Below are 24,996 nucleotides of genomic sequence, written 5' to 3'. Positions count from 1 at the left end.
TCAGAGGAAGCGGCGCTCCCACTGGCGGACCTCGGCTTCGGTGAGGTCGCCCCAGGAGCCCTTGTGCGCGTAGAGCCACGGCTCCAGCACGCGGGCCAGCTCGCGGTACGCGGGCAGTGTGTCACCGGCCTCCAGGTCCCCGGCTTCGGGAACCGGGCCCAGTGACACCACGGCGCGGTCCGGGGACAGGGATTCGACCTGGGTCGAGGGTGAGTGCAGCCGTGAGCGCAGTCCCTCCGCGCCGCCCAGTTCGTTCAGCACCGGTGGGCCCAGGAAGTTGAGCCACGCGGGGGGGCGGAGCTTCGTGCCCAGGTACAGGGACAGGCTGCCCAACCGGTTCAGGTCGAAGCCGGGGTGACGCCGGGTCACTTCACGCAGGCGCGGCGTAAGGGTCCGGGGCCAGGCGCCCACTTCAAGCGAGAGCCCCGCGTGCCCTGAGCTCCATGGCAGCTCACTCCCCAGGTCGATGGCGAATGAGCGGATCCACTCCGGCCCGCGTTCGTCCAGGAACTCGATGGGCAGCCTGAACTCCAGAGCGCAGGTACTCTCCCGATCCTCATTCTCGAAGCCAGCCACCGCTTTGCTCCGCCCCTGGTATTTGAAAGCGACGCCGGTCACGGAGTCGGGGCGCTCGATCAGATCGACCAGTGCGGAGGTTGCCAGCAGCCGCTGCCGGACGACAGCCTCGCCTGCGGCGTCCACCGGCTGCCAGTCCCCCGAGGAGTCCACGTACCAGCCAGGCTGGCGCGGGCTGATGGCCTGACGGTAACGCTCCAGTGCTCGCAACACGGCCGGGGCCATCAACTCGTGGGGCTGCCGCATGTAGAACGCGATGCTGAGCCCCTCCCGCACAAGGGCCACCCACTGGCCGTCGATGTCGATGTCTTCACGAATCCTTGGGACTCGCCCGCTCATGGCGTAACTCCAAAGTTGGGAGACATCAGCTGGGGTGCCCCCTCACTCTTGAGTATCTGCTGATAGATCTCGCCCTGATCCTTTGAAGCGAAGGGGTGCCCGTCAGGATAGGGATCCCATCTAGGAAAGTTGCCTACCGGGCACGGGAACTTGAAGTCGTAGACGGCTTGGACATTCAGCGGGTTCCCCAAGGCGTGCAGCACCACATCCGGAGCGATGGTCCCTGTCAGCAGGAAGAACTGTCCGGCGGCCAGCCAGCGCGCCACCTCCTCCGGATCCAACCAGCGCGTCCGGCCCGTCTTCGCATCGCGCAGGTAGCGCGGCGCCAGGCTGAACCGCCCCGCGTCCGTGGCGCCCAACTCCCGCTGTACGCACTCCAGCGCCGCCGCATGCTTCGCGTTCCCCAACTGCACGGCCCGCGTCATCTCCCGGCCGTTCGCGTCCACCACCTTCGCCTCACAGATCTCGCGAGACGTCCGCCCTCCGGGCCCCAACAGCCGCTCGTTCACATCGAAGTTCGCCTGCTTCGCGCACTCCACCAGCACGTGCTCCACGCGGGCCACCTCCGCCGCTTCCCACAAGCGCATCACCGCCGCGACCTCCGCGGCGCGGACCGCCGCCCGGGCCAGCCACGGCAGGATGGCGTCCTGCCCCACCTGGGCGGCGCACGCCGGATTGCGCAGACACCCCGCCGTCGCGGAGTCCATCGTCGCCTGGGAGTAGCTTCGCGGCGTTCGCACCTCCGGGCCCGCGCACGCGGTCCACAGCAGGAGGCAGCACAGCCACCACATCCATCGGGGAGGAGTCACACCGCGCCTCCTTGCATGGAAGCGCGGGCTCCTTCAACCCGCCTCCCGCCCCGGGCGCACCGGAACGGGAGGGTCCTTCACCCGCGCTTCAGCTCCGGCGACGGCGAGCCCGCATCAGGCCCAGCAGGCCCAGCAGCGAGAACGCGGCCAGCGAACCACCGCTCGCGGAGCAGCCACCGTGGAAGTTGGCGTCGCCCTCGCTCTCGTCCAGCGGAGACGGCTTCACGCCCGTGCCCGTGCCTGAGTCCACGGGCGAGCCCGCGTCCACCACCGGGGCCGGATCCACGGACGAGCCCGCGTCCACCACCGGATCCGGATCCACCGGGCTGCCCGCGTCGAACACCGGGTCCGGGTCCTGCGGCGAGCCCGCGTCCACGGTCGTGCCCGCGTCCACCGGCGTGCCGGCATCGACCACGGGGTCCGGATCAGGCTGCACCACCGGGAACACGTCCGCGCGGGTCGTCGCCTGGATCATGCCGTCGTGGTAGACGACGCCCACCGGCTTGATGGTGTCGTCCCGGTACAGGCCCAGCTTCAGGTAGTTGTTCTGACCAGCGAACATCGTCTTGGCCTGGGTCTTCTTCAGCACCTGGACGCCGTTGTGCCACAACTCCACGTAGCCCACGGACGCGTCCGGGGACCACTTCACGTGGAAGACGAACTCCTGCCACGTGCCGCGCTTGAGCGCCGTGCTCCACACCGTGCCGCTGTCGTTCAGCGTCAGGCGGATGACCTCGCCCTTCACGAAGAACTCCACCGGCGGCGACCCGCAGCACCCGTCGTGGTGCCACTGCGTGAAGAGCTGCCACGCGTCCACGCTGGGGAAGTCGTTCGCGAACATCACCTTCCAGCGGTACCAGTACTCCGAGCCCACCTTCTCGTTGCTCAGATAGACGAGCTCGTTGCGGTTGCCGCTGGAGTTGATGGGATCATCGCCCTGCTTCACCGTGGCCTTGAGCGCGTACTTGCCTTCCGACACCGGGCTCGTCACCACCTGGAGCCGGTCCGAACTCACCATCTGTTCCTTGCTGTATTGGGAACGGTTGCCCGTCTCGAAATCGCCCCGCCAGACGATTTCCGCCGCAGCGAGGCTCGGGAGCAGAACAACCACGAGCCAGAGGTGCAGTGCTTTCAATGCTGAATCCTTGGGGGAGGGGGAAGACTGGGTGCTTTGATGTCAAACTTCGACAAAGGTTGGCGGCAATCATTCCCTGTCTTCATTCCCTCGCCAAACCATTCCCAGACGCCTGACAACACAGCATGCAACCAGGCAGGCCCTCTCCTGGATTGAGACATGTTTCACGACGGAGGCGGGCCGCCCGTACCCACCGAGCGGACGGCGGAGCGATGTCCTGAACGCAACGCGTCATTGACAGGGGAGCATCCAGGGGGCTGACGGGACGGGGGCGTGGTGTAAGGTCACGGGCCCTTCCGGCGCTCCCTTCCCGGGGCGCTCATCCGTGTGCCCCATGCTCGTACTGCGAGACGTCCAGAAAACCGATTTGCCCGGCCTGAAGCGTCTTGCCGCGGTGCTGAACACGGTCAACCTGCCGAACAACGAAGAGACGCTCGAGGCCATCATCGACAAGTCGGTGAAGAGCTTCGCCGGCAAGGTGAAGGACCCGTTCGAGCGCGAGTACCTCTTCGTGCTGGAGGACGTGCGCAACAGCCTCATCATCGGCACGTCGATGATCATCGCCCAGCACGGCACGTATGACGCGCCGCACATCTATTATGAGGTGAGCGAGCGCGAGCACTACTCGGCCTCGCTGGAGCGGCACCTGCGGCACAAGGTGCTGTCCATCGCGTACAACTACGAGGGCCCCACGGAGATTGGCGGCCTGGTGGTGGACCCGCCCTACCGCGCGACGCCGGACAAGCCCGGCAAGCAGCTGTCCTTCGTGCGCTTCCTCTTCATCTCCATGCACCGGCGGCTGTTCCGGCCGCGCGTGCTGGCGGAGCTCCTGCCGCCGCTGCTCCCGGACGGGCGCAGCCTCCTGTGGGAGGCCTGCGGGAAGAAGTTCACCGGGCTCACCTACCTGGAGGCCGACCGGCTGAGCCGCCAGAACAAGGAGTTCATCAAGGAGCTGTTCCCCGCGTCGGACATCTATGCGTCGCTGTTCCCGGACCGCGTGCAGAAGGTGCTGGGCGAAGTGGGCCCGGCCACGCGCGGCGTGCAGCGGATGCTGGAGCGGGTGGGCTTCCGGTACGTGGAGCGCATCGACCCGTTCGACGGCGGCCCGCACTTCGAAGCGAATACGGAGGACATCTCCCTGGTGCGCCGCTACCGCACGATGAAGCTGGCGGAAGAGGACTTCGAATTGGTGGGAGACGACGTGCTGGTCGCCGTCGAGCGCGAATCCGGCCGCAACCGCTTCCGCTCCGTGCGCTGCCAGGCCCGGCTGGACAACACCGTCATCCACCTGCCCGCTCGCGCCAAGGAAATCCTGGAAGTGAAGCCCGGCGCGAAGCTGTCCGTCATTCCGTTCGAGTAGCGCGCACCACGCGGAAGTCTCCGCGCAGAAGCGACAGCCAGCGCTCCCCGGCCTCCAGGGCGGGGCCCTCTGGCGGCACCAGCGCCAGCGCCAGGTGCGTGTCCGGGCGCACGGGGTCCAGGGACGTGGGGTCCAACTCCAGCGTCCCGCCGCCCCGCAGCGCCACCCGCACCCAGGCGTGCGGCAGGGCGGGGCCGCCGTCCACCACCAACAGCCCGTGCACCAGCCCCACCCGCTGGCCTCGCTGGCGGGCCAGGGCCGCGTAGCGCAGGGCGTGCGCCAGGCAGCCTCCGGCCTCGCCCTCCCCTCCCGGGCGCCAATCCGCCGCCGAGGGCCCCTTGTCCGGAAAGGCCGCATGCACCTTCGCGGACAGGGCGCGTGCCTCGGCCGGCGTCCACTCCGTCATCTCCGGCAGCCGGGTGGGGACCGTGGCCGACGCAGCCCGTGACGGCCCTCCGGGAACGAGCCTCAGCGCACCCTCGGTGCCGCCCTCCACGGGCACCCCCTCCGCGAAGAGGTCTGGAGGCGCTCGCAGCCGCTCTCCGGGGGCCGCCAGGGTGAAGCGGGAGTCGCCCACCTCCAGCGCCTGGAGCTGTCCCTTCTCGTCGTAGCGGGCTCGGAAGCGAGCGCCCAGCATCGTGCCCTCGGCGCTCGTGGGGCTTCTCACCGTGACGCAGTGGGGGCCCTCCTGGCCGGACAGCTCCTCGCGGCCCTTCACGCAGCCCTCGGGGGGTGGGCCCCGCCACAGCCACAGGGCCTGGGGCACGGCGTCCGCGCCCGTCACGCGCCCCGCCGCGTCCACCCGCAGTGACGCCTCTCGCACACGCTCACCGGCATGGCCGTCACGCACGTGCAGGTGCCGGCTGGTGTACGTGAACCGCCCCGCGTCCAGGGACAGGCCCACCGTGCCCACCGGCACGCCCCGCCACGCGAACACGAACCGGGCCGACTTTCCGGCCTCGGGGCCCGTGCTGGCGGGGTTTACAGGGAGCGCCAGCATGGCGATGGCGAGCAGGGCCTTCATGTCTCATGAAGCATGCGTCGAAATCGGGACCGGCGCGAGAAGGCGGGTTAGCGTCCACCCCGTCCATGGGCGCCAAACGGTACCTCTTCTCGTTCGGGCTGGTGGCAGCCCTGGTCTCCGCACTCATCCTTGGCTTCGTGTTGTTCTGGGTGACGGGCAAGCCAGATGACACGGCTGGGTGGGCGGTGCTGCTGCTCGGCGTGCCGTTCCTCTGGCTCATCGGCAGCTACCTGTCGTGGTTCCGCTTCGCGGCCATGCGGCGGCGCGAGCGGCGCGACCTGATGTCCCGGCTGGCGGAGGGCGACCTCACCACGCCCATCCACACCGGCTTCGAGGGCCAGGAGGACCTGCGCCGCCTCATCCTGTCCCTGCGCCGGGCCATGTCCCAGGTGCAGCGCGTGACGAGCAACCTGCACCGCACCGGCACTGGCGTGAGCGAGCAGGCCCGCATGCTGCTGGAGGCCGCGCGCCGTCAGGGCGGCGCCGTGGAGCGCACGCTCACCGCCGTGGGCGGCAACGGCACCAGCCTCCAGGTGGCCATCAAGCGCGTGCAGCACATCGAGACCTTCGCGCACGAGACGACGGGTGCCCTGCTGGAGATGACCGAGCGGCTGCACCAGGTGGTGGACGGCCTGGAGACCGTCAACGACTTCAGCCAGCGCACCAGCGGCCTCACCCAGGCGATGACGGAGCGGCTGACCCACATCGCCGCGTCGGGCGACGAGCTGGGCCGCTTCGCTTCGGAGGCAGAGGACTTCGTCGCGCTGGTGGAGGGCGGCATCGACGCCGTGCGCCGCCGCGCCACGGAGACCAACAGCATGGCCATCGCCGTCACCGCCACCGCCCAGCGCGGCGAGGCGCTGGTGGGCGACAGCGTGCAGGGCATGTACCGGGTGGAGGAGACGGTGCGCAAGGCGGCCGAGCTGATGGAGATGCTCGGCACGCGGTCGCTGGAGATTGGCCGCATCGTGGACGTCATCCAGGAGATTGCAGACCAGACGAACCTCCTGGCCCTCAACGCCGCCATCATCGCCGCGCAGGCGGGCGAGCACGGCCGTCCCTTCGGCGTGGTGGCCAACGAAATCCGCAGCCTCGCCGAGCGCACCACGCGCTCCACGCGCGAGATTGGCACCATGGTCACCGGCATCCGCGACGCGGTGGAGACCGCCGTGGCGCTGGTGCAGGAGGGCCGCGAGCAGGCCACCGCGGGCGTGGCCCTGGGCGACCGCGCCTCCGAGGCCCTGAGCGAGATCCGCTCCATTACCCAGCGCACCTTCGCCGCCGTGGAGGCCACGGTGATGGAGACGCAGCGGCTGGAGGCGCAGGGCGCCACCGTCGTGGAGGCCAGCAAGCGCGTGGCCCGGCGCGTGGAGGACATCACGCGCATGGCCATCGAGCAGTCCGGCAACGCGCGGGACCTGGTGCGCCAGATTCAGGAGATGTCGCGCGTGGGCCAGAGCGCCGGCCAGAAGGCCGAGGCCCAGGCGCGCACCGGCCGCGACCTGTCCGAAGCGGTGATGCGCCTGAGCGCGGCCATCGAGGAACTCCGCTCCGCGCACCAGGTGCTCACCCGGGGCGACGCGTCCATTCGTGAAGAAGTCGCGCAGGTGCGCGAGGACGCACGCCGGGTCATCCGCATTGGCGACGGGTTGGACCGCACGGTGGACCAGTTGGGCCACGAGACGGCGAGCCTGGAAGCGGAGGTGTTCCGCTTCCAGCTGCCGCGGGCCCGCGTGGGCGGCACGCTGAGGGTGGGCCTGCATCAGTCGGGCTCGCTGCGCGCGCGGCAGACGGTGGATCCGCTGTTCGCCGTGGAGAACCAGATGGCGGAGCTGACGGCGTGCCTCTTCTCCTGCCTGGTGCGGCTGGAGGACGGCATGCTGGTGCCCGACCTGGCCGAGCGCTGGGATGCGGATCCGTCCGCGCGCCGCTACCGCTTCTACCTGCGCCGGGGCGTCACCTTCCACGACGGCGCCCTGCTCACCGCGCAGGACGTGAAGCGCCACCTGGAGCGGCTGATGGACCCGGCGCTGCGCTCGCCGGACCGCAGCATGTTGGAGGACGTGGAGGGCGCGCGCGAGTACGCCAGCGGAATGGCTCGCGAGGTGACGGGCATCGAGGTCCTGGACGAAGGCACACTGGAGATTCGCCTGCGCGAGCCCAAGGCGTTCTTCCTCCAGCTCATGGCGCTGACCGCCACGGCGGTGGCGAAGCTGGACCCGACGGGGAAGCTGGTGGGCACGGGGCCGTTCCGCGTTGTCGGCATGCAGGCGGACCGGATGGTGCTGGAGCGCAACGCCACCTACTGGCGCGGCGGGCTTCCGCTGCTGGACCGGTTGGAGTTCGTCCTCACGGAGACGCGTCCACAGGCGGTGCGGCAGTTGTTGGACGGGCAGGTGGACCTCGTGTCGTTCCTGCACGTGGAGCACACGGAGGCGCATGGGCTGGACGCGCATCAGGTGGTGACCAGCACCACGCCTTCCACGGCGTTCCTGGGCCTCAACCTGAACGAGGCGCCGTACAACGACGTGCGCGTGCGGCGGGCGCTGCGCGCGGGCATGGACATCCCGAGCGTGGTGGAGCAGTTCCACCCGGGCGCGCGCGCGGCCCGCACCTTCACGCCGCCGGAGCTGCTGGACGGGGCACAGGAGCTGGGGCCCACGCCGGTGCCGGACCTGACGCTGGCGGAGCGCCTCTTGCGCGAAGCGGGCGTGCGACGGTTGCAACTCACCCTGCACCACGCGGTGGGCCGCGACACGTCCGCCGAGGACGCGGTGCTCTTCCGGCCGTTGATCCAGGCGGGGCTGCTGGAGCTGCGGCATGAGCAGATGCCCCCGGAGGAGTACCTGGCGCGCCTGCGCGAGGGGAAGGTCCCGGCGTTCCGCACGCTGTGGCTGGCGGACTTCCCGGACCCCGACGCGTTCCTGCACTTCCTGCTCAACTCCAGCGCGCAGACGGTGTACCCGCTGGGCTACCGCAACCCGGAGCTGGACCGGCTCACGGCGGAGGCGCGCGTGTCCATCGATCCGGAGCTGCGCTCGCAGCTCTACAAGCGCGCGGAGATGCTGGCGCGCGAGGACTGCCCGCTCATCCCGCTGTACCACGACCGCACGCACGCGGTGGCGGTGGCCTCCGTGCAGAACCTGCGGCTGCACCAGACACCGCCGCAGGTGCGCTACGAGGACCTCTGGGTGGACCCGGCCGCGGGCGGTTAGGGCACGGCGCGGCGTGTGCCCGCGGGGCTGCCATTGCGCTGGGGCCAGCCTCGGGATTCGGTACGTCCACCGAGGGGATAGGACTCCAGCATCCAGACGCCGTCGCGGCGCAGGGCCACGTGCAGCAGGTCTCCGGCGAACACCGCGCCCGCCACCTCCACGCGGCCTGGCAGCGAGCACTGATTGAGCTTGTTGCCAAAGGCGATCCATTCGAGCCACGCCTGGCGCTGACCGTTCGGCAGCTCCGCGTCCGCGAGCACGCCCACGGTGTTCTGCTCCAGCAGCGCGGCTTCGTGGAAGGCACCGGGCAGCAGCGGCGAGGGCAACACGTCCACCTCCGAGAGGAGCTGGCCATCGTCGGAGCTGAAGGAGCGCAGCACCGTGCGCAGCTCCGCGCCGGCGCAGGGAGTTCCGTCCGTGTGGTCGCACGCGAACGCGAACGCATGACCGGTCGAGCCTCCGGGAGACATGAGCACGGGCTCGGCCAGGGGCGACAGCGTGCGTGTGCCCGCGTCCCAATCCAGCGCGGTGAGCACACCTCCATCCGTGTCCACGAAGGCCTGCGTGCCTACGAGCAACCGTCCCGATGCGAGCGCCAGTGACGACGCCCCACCCGGGACACCCGCATCGAGTGGTTCGAGGCTCAGTGATGCGATGCCTCCGTCCTCGAGCGCATCACCGAACGCCATGAGTGTCCCGCCGTCCGTGACCGGATCAGCCGGTGCCCAATCCGTGAAGGCCAGCCGTCCATCCCACGGCGTGTAGAGGTACGCGCCACGCGCGTCGTCCACGGCGAGCCTCGCCGCTCCGCCTCCGTCCTCCTCCGGTCCCATCGCCAGCGGCACGCCCGCGTCCGAGCTCAGCAACACCAGCCGGGAGCGCAGCGGCTCCGTGCCCGCGTCGTCGCTCCACGTGACGTACGTCAGCACGTCCCCTTCCTTCGTGAGCGCCACCCTGCCCGCTCCCGTTGTGCCGGACACGACCTCCGGTGTTCCTCCATCCAGCGCCGCATCGGCGAACGCCAGCGACGTGCGCCAGCGCAGTTCGCCCACGCCTCGCGGCGCGTAGGCCTCCAGCGCTTCCGGCGCCAACACCACCACACCCGCGTCCGATGCCGCGAGCAGCGTCCTCGCGCCTCCGTCCTCGTAGGGCGACTCGTACCGCAGCAGCCCGCTCTCCGTGTACGCGGCGAGCCAGCAGCCCGCGTCCTCGCCGCACACCGACGCGTAGACCGTCCCATCGTCCACCAGCAGCACCGGCCCGCCATCCTCCGCGACGGGCATCCCGCCCAGCTCCGCGCTGAAGACGGACTCCAGGTCTCCCGCGTCCGGACGCATGCACTCGCCCGCGCTGCATTTGCCTTCATCCTGGCATGGCGTGGCCGGCGCGCAGACGAAGCCGTCCGGCGGCGTCACCGACCGGCATGTGCCGCCAAGGCAGACCCGCGCCGCCTTGCAGCTCACCGCGCCGCAGGGGCTGAAGTCCGCCACGTCCACCTCCTGGCAGCCCGAGTTGCGGTCGCATACGCCCACCTTGCAGGGGTTGCTCGGCACCGGGCACGCGACGTTCGCCGTCACGCAGCCCTGGGTTGGCGAACAACTGTCCACCGTGCATGGGTTGTCGTCATTGCACGTGCGCGGCTGCCCCACGCAGACGCCCGCCTGGCAGCGGCCGTTCTCCTGGCAACGGCTGCTGGGGATGCATGACGCTCCGTCGGCCTGCGGGGACTCGATGCACAGGCCGGAGTCCAGGTCGAAGCGCGAGTCATGGCACTCGCTCTGCGGGATGCACGCCAGCGGACGCACGCCCACGCCGGTGAGCTTCACCTTCGCCGTGGTGCGCCCCGCGGTGAGCACCAGCTCCCCCTCCACCGGCGTGCTGCCCGCGGAGAACAGGATGTCCACGGTGCCCGTGCCGCTGCCCGCCACGACAATCTGGGACACGACGACGAAGAAGGGCACGTCCGTCACCGCGTCCACCGTGACGCCCGCGCGGCCGGTGGCCACCAGCGTCAGTGAACGGCGCACCTGCGTGCCCTCCAGCACCCGGCCGAAGTCCACGACCTCGACCTGCGGCCGGAAGCTGGCGCTCGCACCGCCCACGTTGGGGTCGTCACCACAGCGGCACCCTCCCACCAGGACGAGCAACAGGAGCAGCCACCAGCGAGCACGGATGCGGGACATGCCCCCGACTCAACCGCGCCACCCCGGGCCCGCGCAACGTGCGACCCACCCTGGCGGGTCGTCCCCGCACATTTTCATGCCCGACCGGGCTCGCTACGGTTCCACGGCCGACTCACGCCGCCGAGTCAGCGCTCGCACACCGAACCCCAGCGCCGCCACCACGAGCAACCCGATGACCGCGTACTGATAGCGCGACACCAGCACCGTCAGCCGCTCCAGGTTGCCGCCCACCGCCATGCCCAGCGCGATGATGAGCCCGCTGTGCGCCAGCGCGGACACCGAGCCCAGCACCAGCGCGTTGAAGCGCGGCACTCGCGCCGCCCCCGCCGCGATGAAGATGATGCCCCGGATGCCCGGCAGGAACCGGTTCACCAGGAGCAGCCACGGCCCCGCGTGCCGCATCCGCGCCTGCACCTGCTCCAGCCGCGCGTGCGTGAGCCCGAAGAAGGAGCGCCCAGGCTGCGCCTCGAAGCGCTTCGCCAACCACTGGCCCACCAGGTAGTTGATGAACGCGCCCACCACGCTGCCCGCCGTCACCACCGCGAGCACCAGCCACCAGGGCTTCTCTCCGCGCACGGCGTAGACGCCGCCCATGAGCACGATGGTGTCCCCAGGGAACGGCGGCACCACGTACTCCAGCATCGCCGCCACGCCGAGCACCAGGAACCCGAACGGCCCCAGCGCCCCAATCAGCTTGTCGACGTGCTCGATCCACATCCGTGCGGTGCCCTCCAGAACCGGAAGCCCTCCGCGCGAGACTTAAGTCGTCTCCCCTCCCAGCGGAACCCGTGTCCTCCACCACACGCGCGGCGGTGAACACGGGCGGCCGGGGCTCCCTCCACCCACGCACGGGTGAACAGACGCGGGCCGGATGCCTGCCGCAGCCCGCGCCGGGCTCCTCAGCCGAGCGAGACGCCTCCATCGGCCGTGAGGACACTTCCCGTCACGAACGACGCCTCCCCGCTCGCGAGGAAGACGGCCGCGTTGGCGATCTCCTCCGGGTTCGCGACGCGCTGGAGCGCATGCAGCCGGGCGGCGGCCGCGCGCTGCTCCTCGGAGCCGTTCCAGAGCCGGAACATGGGCGTGTCCGCGCCGCCAGAGATGAGCACGTTCGCGCGGATGCCCTGCGGTGCGTACTCCGCCGCGACGGTGCGCGTGAGCCCGATGAGGCCCGTCTTCGCGGCGGCGTAGCCGGACGTCCCGGGTATCGCCTTCGTGTGCCCCACGAAGGTCCCGATGTTGATGACGCTCCCTCCGCCCGACTTCAACATCGCGGCCACCTGGTGCTTCGTCGACAGGAACGCACTCACCAGGTACCCGTCGATCCACTCCCGGAACGAGGCCGTGTCCAACGTGTGCGTGAGCCCACCGCCAAACGTTCCCCCCGCCGCGTTGACGCCCACGTCGAGCCTCCCGAATGTCTCCAGCGTGAAGCGGACCAGGGCCTCGACGTCGCCCTCCTTCGTCACGTCCGCGGCGCGGGCGACCACCTGCCCTCCCGCCTCCGCCGCCATGCGCGCCGTTTCATCGAGCGGCTCGACACGTCTGCCGGCCGCCACCACCCGCGCGCCCTCTCGGGCCAACGCGAGCGCCGTCGCACGGCCAATCCCTGAACCCGCCCCCGTCACCAGGGCGACCTTCCCTTCCAATCGATGCGTCATCCGACGGTTCTCCGGACACGGGCCCGCTCATGAGGTCGCGCCCGCGGGGCCCTCTCGCCGCGGCGCACGGTCCTCGTAGCGCCGCGAGCCCAGGGCCCGCGCTCCGGTTCTTGCTGTCGAATCACGAACCCCGCGCGAAGCCGCGAGCGCCTCACATGCCGCCGCCGGGCACGCAGCCCAGGCCAGCGGAAGCGGACGTCAGGCTTGCCGGGGCGAAGCCGCGGGCGTCGGTAGCACCGTGCCGCCGTACTGGCTCGCCGCCAGCGTGCCGCACGCTGCTCCAATCTCCTTACCGCCCGAATAGCGCCGCGCGATGGGCGCCTTCAGAATCTGCAGGTGGTCCCGGAACGCGCTCAACTCCTCCGCCGTGGGCGGCAGGTACTTGCCCGTCGGATCCGTCACGTCGATGAGGTCCACCTTGATGGGGATGCCCTCGAACGCCGCCTTCAGCGCCTCCGCGTCCTCGCGCTCCAGGTTGAAGCCCTGGATGGCCACGTAGGCAATCATCGCCCGCTCGCGCCGCGCCTCGCTGTACTCACGGATGGCCTGGATCAGCTCCGGCAGCGGGTGCGTCTTCTCGATGGGGAGCACCTTCGCGCGCTTCTCCGGGATGGCGCTCGTCACACTGAACGCCAGGCGGAACGGGTGCCCTTCCTTCGTATAGCGGCGAATCGCGGGCACGTGCCCCGCCGTGGAGAACGTGATGGACGTGCCGGAGATGGAGAACCCCGCCGGGTGCGACAGAATCTGCGCCGCGCGGATGGTCTCCTTGTAGTTCAGCAGCGGCTCGCCCATCCCCATGAACACCACGCCGCCCACGCGCCGGTCCGCCTCCGCGCGCACCTGCATCACCTGATCCAGGATCTCCCAGGTCTGGAGATTCCGCTGGAAGCCCAGCTTGCCCGTCATGCAGAAGTCGCACGCCAGCGCACAACCCACCTGGCTGGACACACAGACGACGTACTTCTCCTCGAAGATGGGGATGCGCACCGCCTCGATGCGGCCCCCCAGCGGCGATTCGAAGAGGTACTTCACGAAGCCGTCTTCCGCCTGCCGCCGCTCGACAACCTTGAGGGACGGCATCTCCGCCTGGGCGCGGAGCAGGTCCGCGACCCTGCGCGGCACCTGGGGCGCCAGCGCGACGGCATCCACCGTGGGACGGGCGTGGGCGAAGACACCCGCGAACACCTTGCGCACCGCGGTCGCGGACGGCTGGGCCGGCGCGAGCGCTGCTTCCAGCTCCGGCAGCGACAGACTTTTCAGGTTCACGAGCAGGACTTGATCTTCGAGCGCAGGAACTCGGTCAGCTTCGCCGACACTTCCCGGGGCATCTTCAGCGCCATGGCGCGCTTACAGAGGCCGGGAGTCGCCCGATAGGTGCTGAGGAATTCCTCGCAGGGCTTACAGCCCGACAGGTGCTCCTGCAGGTGCCGCGCCTCCTCCTCTGGCATTTCGCCTTCGAGGAACTCAAGCAGGAGGTTGATGGAATCTTTGCAGGTATACATCCGAACCTCGGCTGACTGCGGCTCCCCTCGTTCCTGTTCGAAGATGCCGAGACGCCCTGGGGGTTTCACACCCCGCGATTGTCCCGGTTGTAGAACAGGTCGATGGCTTCTCGCAGCGCGAGCCGTGCCCGGTGCAGGCGGCTCTTGATGGCGGGGATGGAATCCCCCGTCACTTCTGCGATCTGTTCGTAGCTGAGGCCATCCACGTCTTTCAAGAGGAAGACTTCCCGGTAGCCCTCCGGCAACCGGTCGGCCGCCTGCTGGATGGCTTGCCCCAGCTCCGCGTCCAGCGCCTTCTCTTCCGCGTCCCGGCTCCAGTCCGAGACGGGGTAGTCCGCCAGGGTGCCCCGCTCCGTGAATTCAGGGGTCTGGAGCTCGGACTCGGCCGCCTGGGCCACCCGGCGGTGACGCAGGCGCATGAGGGCGTGGTTGGCCGCGATGCGGTGCACCCAGGACCCGAAGGCCGCCTCGCCCCGGAAGTCCTTCAGGTGTTGGTAGGCGGACAGGAAGGTGTCCTGGGTGATTTCCGCCGCGTCCGCTTCCGAGCGCGTCATCCGCAGCGCCAGGCCGTACACCCGGTCCTGGTGCAGGCCCACGAGGGCCTCGAAGGCGGACACGTCACCGTCCTGGGCTCGCGTCAGGAGCCGCCGGTCTTCTTCCTGCCGGTCTTCTTCCTGGGGAGCCTCGTGGGACATGACGTTTCCCACCCAACCAGTCGAAAGGTTCCGCGTCAAGGCCGACGGCGAGGCCTCCGGGAGACGAAGCGGCTCACGTGTCCACTGTCCCGGTCCCACAGCCGGAAGGGTTCAGCGGCCCACGCCCCGGCGTACTCCACGCCAATGCGAGGCCCCCGCTCCACCCGCGCGTCCGGAACCGGAGTCCCCAGCGACAGGTACAGCCCCTCTGAGTCCAGCTTCAGGCCGTTATGGTTCAGGTTCAGCCCCATCACCCGGCACAGCTTTCCTGGCCCGTCCGTCCGCTCGCCGGGCGAGATGCCCTCCACCGGCTCCACGCCCCGCACCAGCACCGCCGCCGCCACCCCGGGCGCGTCCGTCACCACGTTGAAGCAGTGGTGCATTCCATAGATGAGGTAGACGTACGAGCGCCCCGCCGGCCCGAACATCACCTCCGTGCGCGGCGTGCGGCCCTTGGACGAGTGACACGCCAGGTCATGCTCGCCCAGGTAGGCCTCCACCTCCACGATGCGGCCCACGCGCCGGCCCCGGACGCCGTCCACCACCAGCAGGGTGCCCAGCAGGTCGCGCGCTACTTCCAGGGTGGGCCGGGCGTAGAAGGACAGGGGAAGGGGCGTCATGGGTGGGGGGCTTGTCCGGGCGCGGAGGATGATGGCAGACGGCCTCATGCACAACCCTCCGAAGGAGCGTTCTCCTTTCCGCCGTGTCCCGTTTGCCCTGGTGCTGTCGCTCGCGGTCCTGGGAGGAACCGGATGCGGGCGGGAGGCCAGTATCACTGGCCTCATGCGGGTGCGGCATGGCGACGTCTGGGAGGACTACCCCACGCATGCCTACACCTGGATCCGCCCCAATGAGAACTGGCCCAAGGATTTCGACATCGAGCCGGTCTTCACCTTCTGCAATTCCGACAGCCCTCCAGGGGAGCTCCGGGAAGGCGCCAGGGGACTCTGCGTCAACGTGGACTTCGAATCCTTCGCGAAGGGGAGCGGGCCCGCGGACTACGCCATCGACGGAACGGTCCAGGTTCCGGCCGAGGGCTGGATGACGATCAACAACAACGTCGACTTCCAGGCCGGTCCCGGACATTCGCCCGGGTTGAAGGAGGCCTGGACCCGGTCGTTCTGCCCGGAGGCGGAGGGTGAGGAGGACGCGACCCAGCGGGTGTCCGGCCGGTTCGTGCTGGAGGAGAACTCGGAGGACCGGCTCCGGGGCCACCTGGAGCTGACGGTCGAGGGGCAGACGGGTGGCACCTGCCCGGGAGACGCCGCCGAGGTCGACCTGGACTTCGACTTCGAGAACTGAAGACGCCCGCCCCCTGAAGCCGCCGGGGGCCGGGCGGACCTGCGCGCAGCCGGGGGGCAGCCCCCTCCAACTTTCACCAGCCAACCTCCGCGCGCCGGACAAGCAGGCACGGGTGAACACCCGGGTGACGGCAGTTCACACCAGCCCCGGGCTGGGGCAGATTGCGCCGCATCATGTCCACTCCTGGCCGGCTCTCCGGTCTCCTGCTGCCTCTTTTCTCCCTGCGCTCGCGAACGGACTTCGGCATCGGTGACTTCGGTGCCATGGACGGGCTCTTCTCCTGGATGAAGGCCGCGCGTCAGCGCATGCTGATGGTGCTGCCGCTGCTCCCCACCGCGCCCGGCGACCCCAGCCCGTACGCCACGCGGTCCGCGTTCGGTCTGAACCCGCTGTTCATCGACCTGAACCAGGTGCCGGAGTTCCAGGCCACCGGCGGAGAGGGCGCGCTCAGCGACGCGCAGAAGCAGCAGCTGGCGGAGGCCCGCACCGCGGCGCGCGTGCGCTACGACCTGGTGTTCCCGCTGAAGGACGCCGCGTTCGCGCGCGCCTTCGACCACTTCGAGAAGCACGAGTGGGCCCCGCGCACGCCGCGCGCCCAGGAGTTCCAGAAGTGGCGCGAGGCGCAGGGCGAGTGGCTGGAGAGCTACGCCCTCTTCACCGCCATCAGCGAGAAGGAAGACCGCCGTCCCTGGTGGCAGTGGCCCGAAGGGCTGCGCACGCGCCAGCCGGACGCGCTGCTCGCCATCCAGAAGGAAGGCATGGAGCGCCGCGTGCGCTACCACGCGTGGCTCCAGTGGCTGGCGGAGGCGCAGTGGAACCAGGTCCGCGCGCAGGCCAAGGCGAAGGACGTGCTGCTGTGCGGGGATGAGCCCTTCATCATCGGGCAGGACAGCTCCGACTGCTGGGCCCACCCGGACATCCTGCGCCGCGACGCGCGCCTGGGCGTGCCTCCGGACGACTTCTCCGCCACGGGCCAGGACTGGGGCCTGCCCTACTTCGACTTCGCCGCGATGGAGAAGGACGACTACGCGTGGCTGAAGAAGCGCGCGGCCAAGGCTGCCAGCTACTACGACCTGCGCCGCGTGGACCACGCGGTGGGCTACTTCCGGCAGTGGATCCGCGACGAGAAGAACCCCACCGGCTACTTCGTCCCCGGGGATGAGCCCACCTGGCGCCGCCAGGGTGAGAAGCACTTCCGGCTGCTGTCGGAGGGCGCGGGCATCGTCGCCGAGGACCTGGGCGTGATTCCCCCGTTCGTGCGTCAAATCCTCGCGGACCTGAAGCTGCCCGGCTACCGGGTGCTTCGCTGGGAGCGCGACGACAACACCTACCGCGACCCGCACCAGTTCCCCGCCGTGTCGCTGGTCACCACCGGCACGCACGACACGGAGCCGCAGGCGGAGTGGTGGGAGCAGGCGCAGGAGCACGAGCGCCAGAACGCCGCGCGCGCGTGGCCGGAGTTCCAGGGCGTGGCGCTGACGCGCGAGTTCACCCCGGACATCCACCGCGCCACGCTGGCCGCCGCGCTCAACGCGGGCTCGGACCTGTGCGTGCTGCCGTGGCAGGACGTGCTGGGCACGCGCGACCGCATCAACCTGCCCGGCACCATGGGCGACGCCAACTGGGCCTACCGCATCGCGCAGAACACGGACGCGCTGCTCACGGAAGCCCAGACGAAGGACGCCGCGGAGCGCCTGGCGTGGCTCACCGCCTCGTCGCGCCGGTAGCCTGAAGCATCCGCCCCCGGGGACCGCTGCCCCGGGGTTCGAGGACGACGGCCGCCTACTGCTGGCCGTTTTCCTCGATGCACTTCACCTGGCCGGGGAAGCCGTCGAACACGGCGCAGCGGCGGCCCGCCTTCGCGCACTCCAACCGGTCGCAGATGTTGTCCACGACGCACAGGGGCGGCGAGCGGCCGAACTCCAGGAACAGCTCCGCGCAGAAGCGGAGCGGATCCGCGCATCCGACCGAGCCACAGTAGGGCGTGTCGGCGAGGTTCTCTCCCTCCTTGAGTTGGACCACTTCGTCTTCGCTCACGCCGCAGCCGGTGGCCAGCACCAGCGTGGCCGACAGCAAGAGTGCGATTCGCCGGACCATAGGGACCCGAATCTGACGCACCCCGGGCCCGGTTGCACGCGCCACGGCGGTGCCCGGGGTTTGGCGGACACTGACCCCGTCCCCGAGGTCGTGGAATGCGACACTCGCCGCACAAAGAAACATTGCGAAACGCGTCAGGGGCTGGCCATCCGGTAAGAAACGTGGCGTGGCCGACGTCCGACTCCTCCGATTCCGCTCCGCCGTGCCCCTCGCGCTGACCGTGCTGCTGACGGCATGTGCCACCACCTCCAATCAGCCCACCGGCCCCAAGGTGAAGTCCCTGGACATCGAGGGGACGAAGAAGGTGGACGACGGGGACATCAAGGACCGCATCCTCACGTCCTCCACGCCCTGGTACGCGTTCTGGCCCTTCGGCAAGGCGCACTACTTCGACACCAACGCGTGGCAGGCGGACCTGCGCCGCATCGAGCGCTTCTACCAGGCGGAGGGCTTCTACCAGGCGCAGGTGGAGTCCAACGAGGTCATCCCGGACGGCGACAAGGCCGTGCGCCTCAAGGTGGTGGTCAACGAGGGCGCGCCCACCCTCATCGACCGCATTGAAACGCACGGCCTGGAGTCCCTGGGTCAGGGGCCGGACCACCCGTCTCAGCGCGAGCGGGAGCGCATCCTGGAGGAGCTGCCGGTGAAGACCGGCGACGTGTTCCGCGAGGAGACGTGGGCGACCACCAAGGACCTGGTGCTCCAGCGGCTCAAGGACCTGGGGTACGCGGAAGCGGAGGTCGGCGGCGAGGTGCGCGTGGACGTGGCCACGCAGAAGGCCGTGGTGGACCTGCAGATTGCCCCGGGCCTGCGCTACCGCTTCGGCAACATCTTCATCGCCACGGACGCGAACCCGCAGGTGCCGCCCCGCCGCATCATCGAGCAGGCGCAGGGCGCGGTCATCAAGGGCGCCTACTTCAGCGAAGCGGCGCTGGCGGAGGCGCAGGCGCGCGTCTTCCGCATGGGCGTGTTCGGCGCGGTGAAGGTGAACCGGGGCGCACCGGACCGGCAGAACGCCACGGTGCCGGTGGTGGTGGACGTGCGCGAGTCGCCCTTCCACTCGATCAAGCTGGGCGGCGGTATCGGCGTGGATGCCGCGCGGCAGGAAGGCCGCATCCTGGGCGAGTGGTCCAACCGCAACTTCCGCGGCGGCCTGCGAAGGCTCACGCTGCGCGGACGCCTGGGCTACGCGTTCATCCCCAACGTGCTGGCGAGCCTCCGCGACGACGAGGGCTCCGATGAGGACCCCGTCTTCACCTTCACCACGGAGTTCGAGCAGCCGCGCTTCCTCTTCCGCGACGTGGCCCTGCAGGCCTCCGTCACCGCGGAGAAGGGGCTCCAGCAGGCCTACTCGTTCTACGGCGGCTATCTGAAGACCGGCATCATCTGGACGCCCCACCCGTCCTTCTCCGTCTTCCCCTCGTACAACCTGCAGCTCTACCGGCTGAAGGGACAGGTGAGCCTGGAAGAGGGCGTCCCGCCCATCACGCTCGGCTGCGAGAACACGAACGAGAAAAACACATGCGACCAGGCGCTGAGCTTCCTGGAGATTGCGTTCGCCTGGGACCGCAGAGACGACCGCACCGAGCCGCGCGACGGCTACTACGTGGGCTTCTCCATCCAGAAGGGCGGCGGCCCCTTCTTCGGGCAGTACCAGTACGTCCGGCTGCTTCCGGACCTGCGCTACTACCACTCCCTTGGAGACAAGAAGGACCTGACGCTCGCGGTGAAGTTGCGCGCGGGCACGCTGGATCCGGCGGGCGGCGGGCAGAGTTCCATCGTCACCCGCTTCTTCTCCGGCGGCGCCACCGCGATGCGCGGCTTCAACGGCCAGCGGCTGTCCCCGATGACGCCGCTCGCGCCGACCTACAAGAAGGACGACGACGGCAACATCCTGTTGGACGCGAGCGGCAACCCCATCCTGGATTCCTGGGACACGGTGCCCGTGGGCGGCAACAGCCTCTTCGAGAGCTCCGTGGAGCTGCGCTACATGCTCACGGACAGCCTGATGGTCGCCATCTTCTATGACTCCGGCCTCGTGGGCACGGAGGCGCTGTTCGGCAAGAACGCACCCAAGCTGTTCGGTCCCGAGCACTACCACGCGCTGGGCGCCGGCCTGCGCTACCTGACGGTGGTGGGCCCCATCCGACTGGACATCGCCAGGCGCTTGAACATCGGGCGGGGATTGCCCGTCAGCGATCCCGGGTACATCTATCCGTCCTCTGGTGGATGCCTGGGCTTCGGACGCAAGTTCGACAAGACCTCGACCTCCGCTGAAGCAGCGTTCGCGGGTGCCCCGGAAGGGCTCTGCGCGGTCCATATCTCCATCGGAGAGGCGTTTTGAGCGAACCCACGACCCCCGCCCCCTCCGCCCCGCCCCAACGGCGCAAGCGCTGGGGACGGCGGCTGCTGTGGGGCCTGCTTGGCTTCCTGGGACTCATCGTCCTGCTGGTGGTGGGCGCGCTCGTGTACGCCACCAGTCCCGGCGGGTCCGCCCGCATCGCCCGCTTCGGCGTGGACCTGGCGAACAAGCAGTTCGCGGGCAGGCTGGAGCTGGGCGGGTTCGACCTGGACTTCAACGGCGCGGTCCTCACCGGCATCAAGCTCTACACGCCGGAAGGTGACCTGGCGGCGGAGATCGCCCGCGTGGAGGCGCGGCTGAACCTGTCTCCATTGCTGGGACAGAAGGTGGACCTGACCAAGGTCCGCATCGAGACGCCCCGCCTGTACCTGGTGCAGGACGAGCGCGGCCTCAACGTGATGCGCGCGCTGGAGCCCCGGGAGCCCAAGCCCGAGGAGCCTCCCACTGAGAGCAAGAGCGCCCTGCGCATCCACCTCAAGGACTTCGAGCTGAGCCACGGCTACGTGGACTTCCAGCAGGAGCTGCCGGACGGCGGCGAGCGACAGGTGCGCCTGGAGGAGCTGGGCGCGAAGGGCGAGGGCCACTACGCGCTGGCGGACATGGACTTCGCCGCGGACCTGCAGGCCACGGGCGGCCTCACCCTTCCCCTCAAGGGCCCGGTGCGGCTGGTGCTCAAGGGCCAGGGCAAGGACGTGGTGCGCCAGGTGGACGCGCAGCTGGGGCTCGCGGGCATCGAGGCGGACCTGGGCGCGAAGCAGACCGGCGAGACAGCCGCGGCCGTGGAGCTGCGCCGGCTGGCCGTGCCGCCCGAGCCGGTGAAGGCCTTCGTGCCCGCTTACCCGCTGGTGGTGCCCATTGAAGCGAAGGGCACCGCGTCCATGGACGGCGACCTCGCGAAGGCCCAGCTGGGCGCGTCCGCGGGCAAGGCCACGCTGGACCTCACGGGCGACGTGAACCTCAAGACGTTCCGCACCTCGGAGACCACCGTGAAGGCGCGCGGGGTCAACCTGGCGGAGCTGATGGAGAACGGCATCCCCACCAACATCGCCGCGGACCTCATCGCGCACGGCGGTGGCGACAGCGTGGAGACGCTGGACGGCGACGTGGCCCTCACGGTGACTCCGTCCGAGTTCCGGGGCCAGTCGGTGGGCCCCATCGAGATGAAGGCCAGCGCCAAGGACGGCCGCTACAACGTGGCCAACCTGCGCGTGATGATGCCGGGCGCGGCGTTCGTCGCGTCTGGCGAAGGCACCTCGAAGGCACTGGAGGCTCGCGGCAGCCTGTCCGCGGGCAACCTGAAGCTGCTGTCTCAGGCGCTCGACAAGCTGCTGCCCGGCGGCACCGTGCCGCCCATGTCCGGCAGCGGTTCGCTGGAGCTCCAGGTGAAGGGGCCGCCGCGCTCTCCAGGGGTGAAGGCGGACGGCAACTTCGTGGCGCTGAACTACGGCGACATCGCCATCCAGGACCTGTCGCTCAAGGCGAGCGTGCCGGACGTCACGCGTCCGCTCACCACCGACGCCACCGTGCTGGTGAGCGAGCTGAAGACCGCGGGCAAGACGTTCCGCGACCTGTCGCTGGCGCTCACCACCGACGAGAACCGCGAGCTGAAGGCCAGCGTGCGCGTGGACGGCGACGCGAAGCTCGCGCTGGGCGTGGAGGGCACGGTGGATGAGGACAACGAGGGGCTGGCCATGCGCGCCTTCTCGCTGTCCTGGCCGGAGGCCACCTGGACGCTCCAGCAGCCCACGCACCTGGCCTTCGGTGGCGGTCGCATCGCGCTGGCTCCGCCGCTGGCGCTCGCGTCGGGGCCGCAGACCTTGAAGATCGCCGCGGTGAAGGATGGCGAGCGCGTGGACGCGCGCATCGACATGGGCGCCTTCGACTTGTCGAAGCTGCCGCGCATCGCGGTGCCGGAGGACCTGGGCCTGGGCGGCACGCTGTCCGGCCATGTCGCGGCGAAGGGCCGGATGGCGCGGCCGGACGCGGACGTGGACCTCACGCTGGCGGACGGCAAGGCGCGCGGCTACGAGGGCCTGGGGCTCCAGGTGAAGGCGCAGTACGTGAAGGACCGCGCCACCGGCACGCTGGGCGCGGAGCTGAACGCGGCGCGCGTGTCCTCCAAGTTCGACGTGCCCGTGCAGGGTGTGCTGCGCCGGCGCAACGAGCCGCTGTCCCTGACGGTGAACCTGGAGAAGCTGGACGTCGCGGAGGTGCTGAAGCTGGCGAACCAGCCGCCCGGCCCTTCCGGTCAGGTCACCGGCACGCTGGTGGTGGACGGCTCCGCGAAGGACCCTCGCCTGGACCTGAAGGTGGTGGGCGCGGACCTGCGCTACCCCGGCCGGCCAGAGGCCCTCTTCGCGAAGGCGCTGGGCTTCGAGCTGCACGCGAACTCCGACGCGAACGACGCCACGCTGAGCGCGCGGATGGACGTGAAGGGCGTGGCGCCGCAGGCCTACGTCCTGGTGAAGACGCCCTTCACGCTGGGCGGCGTCATCGCGAACACGCCCACGCCCGCGCAGGCGCTGGAGGCGCCGCTGCACCTGGAGGCGCTGGTGGCGGAGCTGCCCTTGACGCTGCTCCAGGGCGCGGAGGGCGTGGACAAGCCGGGCGGCACGGTGACGCTGAAGGCGGACGTGAACGGCTCCGCGCTCGCGCCGCAGGGCCGCGTGGAGATGCAGGCCAAGGGCGTCACCGCCAACGGCCTGCCGCCCCTCAACGGCACCGCGCTGGCGCTGGCGGGCACTGAAGACGTGAAGCTGACGCTGGACGTGCAGCGCCCCAACGGGCCGCTGGCCACGCTGGAGGCGCGCGTGCTGGCGCCGCTGGCCGCGCTCCAGGACCGCGAGGTGGTCAGCCGCGTGCCCTTCCGGATGAAGGGCCGCGTGGGGCCCGTGCCCCTGAGTGAGATTCCCGGCATGGCGGTGGAGCCGGCGCAGGGCAACCGCGGGCCGCAGGGTGTGCTGTCCATGGAGCTGGTGGCGCGCGGCACGCCGGAGGCTCCGGAGCTGGAGCTGAACGCGGGCATGCAGGGCCTGGGCGTCGCGCAGACGGCGCTGGGCCAGGCGCGGCTGCACTACTCCTACTCCCAGGCGAAGTCCCTCTTCGACGCGATGCTCACCGCGCCCGGCGGCGGGTCGCTGCTCCTGGGCGGCACCATGGACCTGGACCTGTCCCTGCCCGCGTTCCAGTCCGCGCAGGGGCCGGCGAAGAAGGCGGAGCGGGCGCCGGTGGAGGTGTCGCTGCGCGCGCGCCGCTTCGACCCGACGTTCCTCTCCGGCATCTCCCCGTACGTGCGCTCGCTGGGCGGCATCATGCAGGCGGACGCGAACCTGGGCGGCACCGTGGGCGCGCCCACCTTCAAGGGCGACCTGCAGTGGAAGGACGGCCGGCTGGGGCTGCAGGGCTTCGGCGAGTACCACGACATCCAGCTCGCGCTGAACGCGTCGCAGGAGCGAATCGACCTCAAGAAGCTCACCGCGAAGTCCGGCAACGGCACGCTGGAGCTGACGGCCACCGCGAACCGCCAGGGCAAGAGCGGCGAGTTCGTGCTGGAGGGCAAGGGCCACACCAAGAACCTGCCCATCGTGGTGGAGGACCAGCTCATGGCCCTCCTGACGCTGAACCTGTCCATGAAGGGCAGCCTCACCGAGCGGCTGGTGAACATCAGCGACCTGTCCATCCCGGAGGCGCACGTCGAACTGCCGGAGGCCAAGCGCAAGGACCTGCAACCCCTGGAGCGCCCCGTGGACGTGGTGATGGTCCGCAACGGCGTGCCGGTGGACAAGCGCAAGAAGAAGGAGAAGGCGCCCACGCAGGTGGCCACGTCGCCGAAGGCGCAGGACCCGCGCAACGCGCCGGACTCGCCCGGCATGCCCGGCAACCCGGAGTCGACGCTGGGCAGCGGCGGCGCGGGCGGCCCCACGTCGCAGGCGGAAGAGGAGACCCTGGCGGAGGATGGCGAGGACGAGGGCCCCCCGCAGCGTCAGTTCTGGGTGAACATCAACGCGCCTCGCAACCTGTGGGTGCGCGGCACGGACCTCAACGTCCAGCTAGGCCTGTCCGAGGGCTTCCGCGTCGAGTACGCCAACGAGGCGCGCATGTTCGGCGAGGTGATGGTGCTGCTGGGCCGCGTGGACGTGCTGGGCCGCCGCTTCGACGTGCAGCGCGACAGCCAGGTGCGCTTCACCGGCCCCGTGATGATGCCGTACATCAACGTCACCGCCGAGCACCGCAACGACAACGCGAACGTCACCGTCTTCGTCACCGTGCGCGGCCAGGGCAAGGAAGTGACGCTGAAGACGACCAGCGACCCGGCCCTGCCGGAGTCTGAAATCTACACGCTGCTCGCCACCGGCCGCCGCACGCTGGAGCGCGGCTCCGGTGCGTCCATGAACGCGGGCGCGCAGGCGGCGTCGGTGGTGGGCTCGTTCGTCGCCAACGAGGCGCGCAAGGCCATTGCCGCGAAGCTGCCCCTGGACGTGCTCTCCATCGAAGCGGGTGACAGCGGCATCGCCGGCACCAAGCTGGAGGTGGGCACGTACGTGACGGACAAGATCTACGTGGGCTACACCGGCCGCGTGGGCGCCAACCTCCAGAAGGGTGAGAACGCCAACGCCGTGCGCTTCCAGTACCTCTTCAGCCCGCGCTGGAGCCTGGAAGGCATGTACGGCGACGCGCGCTCCGGCGGCCTGGACCTCATCTGGACCAAGGAATACTGACCGCCCGGACGTAGC

General features: G+C 70.0%; 18 protein-coding genes. 6 read left to right on the top strand and 12 right to left on the bottom strand.

Annotated features, from left to right (window positions below):
* The 3 genes from D7Y04_RS33720 to D7Y04_RS33710 form a co-directional block, all read right to left on the bottom strand.
* The gene (locus tag D7Y04_RS33720) at positions 1 to 915 is read right to left on the bottom strand and encodes a type VI immunity family protein (RefSeq protein WP_199749776.1); all 915 of its coding nucleotides are present in this window, start codon (positions 913 to 915) and stop codon (positions 1 to 3) included.
* Positions 912 to 1,724 carry a hypothetical protein gene (locus D7Y04_RS33715; protein WP_121761961.1) on the bottom strand — a complete coding sequence of 271 codons (813 nt, stop codon included), beginning with the start codon at positions 1,722 to 1,724 and terminating at the stop codon, positions 912 to 914. The genes D7Y04_RS33720 and D7Y04_RS33715 overlap by 4 nt, the downstream gene beginning before the upstream one ends.
* Before the next feature lie 88 nt (positions 1,725 to 1,812).
* Positions 1,813 to 2,859, bottom strand: coding sequence for a heparin lyase I family protein (locus D7Y04_RS33710; protein WP_121761960.1), 1,047 nt, complete (start codon positions 2,857 to 2,859; stop codon positions 1,813 to 1,815).
* A 334-nt stretch (positions 2,860 to 3,193) separates the two neighbouring features.
* Between D7Y04_RS33710 and D7Y04_RS33705 the strand changes: the two genes are divergently transcribed.
* Positions 3,194 to 4,219 carry an arginine N-succinyltransferase gene (locus tag D7Y04_RS33705; RefSeq protein WP_120575303.1) on the top strand — a complete coding sequence of 342 codons (1,026 nt, stop codon included), beginning with the start codon at positions 3,194 to 3,196 and terminating at the stop codon, positions 4,217 to 4,219.
* Here the strand turns inward: D7Y04_RS33705 and D7Y04_RS33700 are convergent.
* On the bottom strand, positions 4,203 to 5,243 hold the full coding sequence (locus D7Y04_RS33700; RefSeq protein ID WP_121761959.1) for a lasso peptide biosynthesis protein: 1,041 nt from the start codon (positions 5,241 to 5,243) through the stop codon (positions 4,203 to 4,205). The two genes, D7Y04_RS33705 and D7Y04_RS33700, sit on opposite strands and share 17 nt — an antisense overlap.
* A 65-nt stretch (positions 5,244 to 5,308) precedes the next feature.
* On the opposite strand from D7Y04_RS33700, the gene D7Y04_RS33695 reads away from it, so the two are divergent.
* The gene (locus D7Y04_RS33695) at positions 5,309 to 8,458 is read left to right on the top strand and encodes an ABC transporter substrate-binding protein (protein WP_121761958.1); all 3,150 of its coding nucleotides are present in this window, start codon (positions 5,309 to 5,311) and stop codon (positions 8,456 to 8,458) included.
* Here D7Y04_RS33695 and D7Y04_RS33690 read toward each other — a convergent pair.
* From D7Y04_RS33690 to D7Y04_RS33660, 7 genes are all read right to left on the bottom strand, one after another.
* Positions 8,455 to 10,641 (bottom strand): hypothetical protein, encoded by a 2,187-nt coding sequence (locus tag D7Y04_RS33690; RefSeq protein WP_121761957.1) that lies wholly within the window; start codon positions 10,639 to 10,641, stop codon positions 8,455 to 8,457. The genes D7Y04_RS33695 and D7Y04_RS33690 overlap by 4 nt on opposite strands.
* Before the next feature lie 93 nt (positions 10,642 to 10,734).
* A complete protein-coding gene (locus D7Y04_RS33685; RefSeq protein ID WP_121761956.1) occupies positions 10,735 to 11,358 on the bottom strand; it encodes a DedA family protein in 624 nt (207 codons plus the stop codon).
* Positions 11,359 to 11,540: 182 nt separating this feature from the next.
* Positions 11,541 to 12,302 carry an SDR family oxidoreductase gene (locus D7Y04_RS33680; RefSeq protein WP_121761955.1) on the bottom strand — a complete coding sequence of 254 codons (762 nt, stop codon included), beginning with the start codon at positions 12,300 to 12,302 and terminating at the stop codon, positions 11,541 to 11,543.
* A gap of 198 nt (positions 12,303 to 12,500) precedes the next feature.
* A complete protein-coding gene (locus D7Y04_RS33675) occupies positions 12,501 to 13,571 on the bottom strand; it encodes a radical SAM protein (RefSeq protein WP_121761954.1) in 1,071 nt (356 codons plus the stop codon).
* Positions 13,568 to 13,807 (bottom strand): anti-sigma factor, encoded by a 240-nt coding sequence (locus D7Y04_RS33670; protein ID WP_014399836.1) that lies wholly within the window; start codon positions 13,805 to 13,807, stop codon positions 13,568 to 13,570. Before D7Y04_RS33670 ends, D7Y04_RS33675 begins: the two co-directional genes overlap by 4 nt.
* A gap of 65 nt (positions 13,808 to 13,872) precedes the next feature.
* Positions 13,873 to 14,502 (bottom strand): RNA polymerase sigma factor, encoded by a 630-nt coding sequence (locus D7Y04_RS33665; RefSeq protein ID WP_120593630.1) that lies wholly within the window; start codon positions 14,500 to 14,502, stop codon positions 13,873 to 13,875.
* 35 nt (positions 14,503 to 14,537) lie between these two features.
* The gene (locus D7Y04_RS33660; RefSeq protein WP_121761953.1) at positions 14,538 to 15,122 is read right to left on the bottom strand and encodes a DNA-3-methyladenine glycosylase; all 585 of its coding nucleotides are present in this window, start codon (positions 15,120 to 15,122) and stop codon (positions 14,538 to 14,540) included.
* Positions 15,123 to 15,285: 163 nt separating this feature from the next.
* Here D7Y04_RS33660 and D7Y04_RS33655 point away from each other — a divergent pair, with 163 nt between their 5' ends.
* Positions 15,286 to 15,804: a hypothetical protein gene (locus tag D7Y04_RS33655; protein ID WP_121761952.1), complete on the top strand. Its 519-nt coding sequence runs from the start codon at positions 15,286 to 15,288 to the stop codon at positions 15,802 to 15,804.
* A gap of 173 nt (positions 15,805 to 15,977) precedes the next feature.
* Positions 15,978 to 17,531: a 4-alpha-glucanotransferase gene (locus D7Y04_RS33650; protein ID WP_121762057.1), complete on the top strand. Its 1,554-nt coding sequence runs from the start codon at positions 15,978 to 15,980 to the stop codon at positions 17,529 to 17,531.
* Positions 17,532 to 17,586: 55 nt separating this feature from the next.
* Here the strand turns inward: D7Y04_RS33650 and D7Y04_RS33645 are convergent, their stop codons facing one another.
* Entirely contained in the window at positions 17,587 to 17,901 is a 315-nt protein-coding gene (locus D7Y04_RS33645) for a hypothetical protein (protein WP_120593633.1), read from the bottom strand.
* Between the two features lie 166 nt (positions 17,902 to 18,067).
* Here D7Y04_RS33645 and D7Y04_RS33640 point away from each other — a divergent pair, with 166 nt between their 5' ends.
* Both D7Y04_RS33640 and D7Y04_RS33635 read left to right on the top strand, forming a co-directional pair.
* On the top strand, positions 18,068 to 20,245 hold the full coding sequence (locus D7Y04_RS33640; protein WP_233601698.1) for an outer membrane protein assembly factor: 2,178 nt from the start codon (positions 18,068 to 18,070) through the stop codon (positions 20,243 to 20,245).
* The gene (locus D7Y04_RS33635) at positions 20,242 to 24,981 is read left to right on the top strand and encodes a translocation/assembly module TamB (RefSeq protein WP_121761951.1); all 4,740 of its coding nucleotides are present in this window, start codon (positions 20,242 to 20,244) and stop codon (positions 24,979 to 24,981) included. Before D7Y04_RS33640 ends, D7Y04_RS33635 begins: the two co-directional genes overlap by 4 nt.
* The last annotated feature ends 15 nt before the right edge of the window (positions 24,982 to 24,996 follow it).

Origin of the sequence: Corallococcus sp. AB038B (assembly GCF_003668955.1) — a bacterium.
In the GTDB taxonomy this organism is placed as follows: Bacteria; Myxococcota; Myxococcia; order Myxococcales; family Myxococcaceae; genus Corallococcus; species Corallococcus exiguus.
This window is presented reverse-complemented; position numbering and strand designations above follow the sequence as displayed.

Coding starts and splice junctions, on each gene's coding strand:
- D7Y04_RS33670 (WP_014399836.1), bottom strand. CDS start 13,807: ATGTATACCTGCAAAGATTCCATCAACCTCCTGCTTGAGTTCCTCGAA.
- D7Y04_RS33720 (WP_199749776.1), bottom strand. CDS start 915: ATGAGCGGGCGAGTCCCAAGGATTCGTGAAGACATCGACATCGACGGC.
- D7Y04_RS33645 (WP_120593633.1), bottom strand. CDS start 17,901: ATGGTCCGGCGAATCGCACTCTTGCTGTCGGCCACGCTGGTGCTGGCC.
- D7Y04_RS33695 (WP_121761958.1), top strand. CDS start 5,309: ATGGGCGCCAAACGGTACCTCTTCTCGTTCGGGCTGGTGGCAGCCCTG.
- D7Y04_RS33650 (WP_121762057.1), top strand. CDS start 15,978: ATGTCCACTCCTGGCCGGCTCTCCGGTCTCCTGCTGCCTCTTTTCTCC.
- D7Y04_RS33700 (WP_121761959.1), bottom strand. CDS start 5,243: ATGAAGGCCCTGCTCGCCATCGCCATGCTGGCGCTCCCTGTAAACCCC.
- D7Y04_RS33690 (WP_121761957.1), bottom strand. CDS start 10,641: ATGTCCCGCATCCGTGCTCGCTGGTGGCTGCTCCTGTTGCTCGTCCTG.
- D7Y04_RS33680 (WP_121761955.1), bottom strand. CDS start 12,302: ATGACGCATCGATTGGAAGGGAAGGTCGCCCTGGTGACGGGGGCGGGT.
- D7Y04_RS33660 (WP_121761953.1), bottom strand. CDS start 15,122: ATGACGCCCCTTCCCCTGTCCTTCTACGCCCGGCCCACCCTGGAAGTA.
- D7Y04_RS33655 (WP_121761952.1), top strand. CDS start 15,286: ATGCGGGTGCGGCATGGCGACGTCTGGGAGGACTACCCCACGCATGCC.
- D7Y04_RS33665 (WP_120593630.1), bottom strand. CDS start 14,502: ATGTCCCACGAGGCTCCCCAGGAAGAAGACCGGCAGGAAGAAGACCGG.
- D7Y04_RS33685 (WP_121761956.1), bottom strand. CDS start 11,358: ATGTGGATCGAGCACGTCGACAAGCTGATTGGGGCGCTGGGGCCGTTC.
- D7Y04_RS33705 (WP_120575303.1), top strand. CDS start 3,194: ATGCTCGTACTGCGAGACGTCCAGAAAACCGATTTGCCCGGCCTGAAG.